Origin of the sequence: Methylobacterium platani (assembly GCF_001653715.1) — a bacterium.
GTDB lineage: Bacteria > Pseudomonadota > Alphaproteobacteria > Rhizobiales > Beijerinckiaceae > Methylobacterium > Methylobacterium platani.
Genome location: NZ_LWHQ01000024.1, coordinates 21,186 through 23,136, shown reverse-complemented (window position 1 = coordinate 23,136; position 1,951 = coordinate 21,186). Strand labels below are relative to the sequence as shown.

At 70.9% G+C, this 1,951-nt stretch carries 1 protein-coding gene and 1 pseudogene; one reads left to right on the top strand and one right to left on the bottom strand.

Translation table 11 applies throughout. The features are described 5' to 3' along the window. Positions 1-255 (bottom strand): annotated as a pseudogene (locus A5481_RS34650) (amidohydrolase/deacetylase family metallohydrolase); the annotation flags it as partial. 158 nt (positions 256-413) lie between these two features. Between A5481_RS34650 and A5481_RS14160 the strand changes: the two are divergent. After that, the gene (locus tag A5481_RS14160) at positions 414-1,883 is read left to right on the top strand and encodes an ABC transporter substrate-binding protein (RefSeq protein ID WP_064504002.1); all 1,470 of its coding nucleotides are present in this window, start codon (positions 414-416) and stop codon (positions 1,881-1,883) included. The last annotated feature ends 68 nt before the right edge of the window (positions 1,884-1,951 follow it).

Below are 1,951 nucleotides of genomic sequence, written 5' to 3'. Positions count from 1 at the left end.
CACCGCACCCGACCGGGCGAGGGCCGGCGCGTCGACCCCGAGCGAGGTGCCGCCCCAGTAGACGTGGGTGTGCAGGTCGATGAGGCCCGGCGTGACGAGGCGCCCGGCGCAGTCGTGGACCGCCCGGGCGGAGGCGGCCAGCCCCTCGCCGACCGCCGCCACCTTGCCGTCCGCGAAGGCGACGTCGGCGATGCGGTCGATGGACTGGGACGGGTCGACGACGCGGCCGCCCGCGAGCACGAGATCGAAGGTCATGGCATCCGCTGGCTATCAAGCTTGCGAAAAAAATTTACACGCTGGTGCGGAAAGGCGCAACTCGAAATCGGATTAGGCCGCGATGACGCAGAGATCCGCCTTGACGCGCGCTTGCGACGTGAAATAATTTTACAGAAAGCGCATCGCAGGAGACGTCCATGGCCCCGATCGACCGCCCGCGCGCCGGCCTGACCCGCCGTGCCCTCACGACCGGCCTCGCGCTGTCCCCGCTCGTGCCGGTGCGGGCCTTCGCGCAGGGCGGCGGCATGACGAGCGTGAACCTGGCGATGGTGGGCGAGCCGCAATCCCTCGACCCGATGGCCTCGACCGCCGACCTCGTCGCCACGATCATGCAGCACGTGTTCGAGCCGCTCTACACGTTCGACGCGAACTGGACCGTGCAGCCGATGCTGGCCGCGTCCCTGCCGACGATCAGCCCGGACGGGAAGACCTACACCATCGCGCTGCGCGAGGGCGTGCCGCTCCACAACGGCCGGGCGCTCGATTCCGAGGACGTCGTCGCCTCGCTCAAGCGCTGGATGGAGATGACGCCGCGGGGCAAGGGCATCGCGGCCGGGCTGGCGAGCCTGACGGCGAAGGGCCCGCACGGCGTCGAGATCGTCCTCAAGGCGGTCAACCCGGCGCTGCTGGCCCATCTCGCCCTGCCCTCGGGCTTCGCCGCCATCATGGCCCGGGAGGCGATCGCCAACCCGCTCGTCGAGTTCGTCGGCACCGGGCCCTACAAGTTCAAGGAGCGCCGGCCCGACCAGTTCGTGGTGCTGACCCGCCACGACGGGTACGCCGCCCGCAGCGAGGCGCCGAGCGGCTATGCCGGGCGCAGGACCGCCGCGATCCCCGAGCTGCGCTTCATCCCGGTGCCGAACGCCAACACCCGGGTCGAGGGCGTCGTCGCCGGCCAGTACCACTTCGCCGACCAGCTGCCGGTGGAGAGCAACGGGCGCATCGCCAAGGCCTCCGGCGTCAAGCCGGTGCTGACGATGCCGTTCGGCTTCCCCTACCTCGTGCTCAACGCCAAGCAGGGGCCTTGCGCCAACCAGACGGTGCGCCAGGCGCTCCAGATGGCGCTCAGCGACACCGAACTCCTGATGGCGGCGTTCGGCGAGGAGAAGTTCTTCGAGGCGACCGGCAGCCACTTCCCGAAGGGCTCGCCGTTCTACTCCACCGCCGGCACCCAGGCCTACGACCGGGGCGACGACAAGGGCGCCAAGGCGCNNGCCGAGGAGCTGCGCGCCGCCGGCTTCAAGGTGACCCTCGACGTGGTCGACTGGGCAACCCTGGTCTCCCGCCGCGGCGACCCGGCCCTGTGGGACGTCTACGTCACCCACTCGGCCTTCCTGCCCGAGCCGATGCTGACCCCGCCGCAGCTCGGCGACGGCGCGCCGGGCTGGTGGGACACGCCGGCGAAGAAGGCGGCGCTGTCGGCCTTCAACGCCGAGACCGACCCGGCGAAGCGCGGCGCGCTGTGGGGGCCGGTGCAGGAGGTGATCTACACCGAGGTGCCGTATATCCGGGTCGGCAACTTCGCGGCCCTGTCCGGCCTCTCGGGCAAGCTGAAGGGCTTCGCGCCGATGCCTTGGCCGGCCTTCTGGAACGTCGAGGCGGCGTGAGGCCGCACGAGATCGCGCATGACGGACGGACGGCTCATCGCGAGCCGTCCCCTTTCCCGGACGACTGA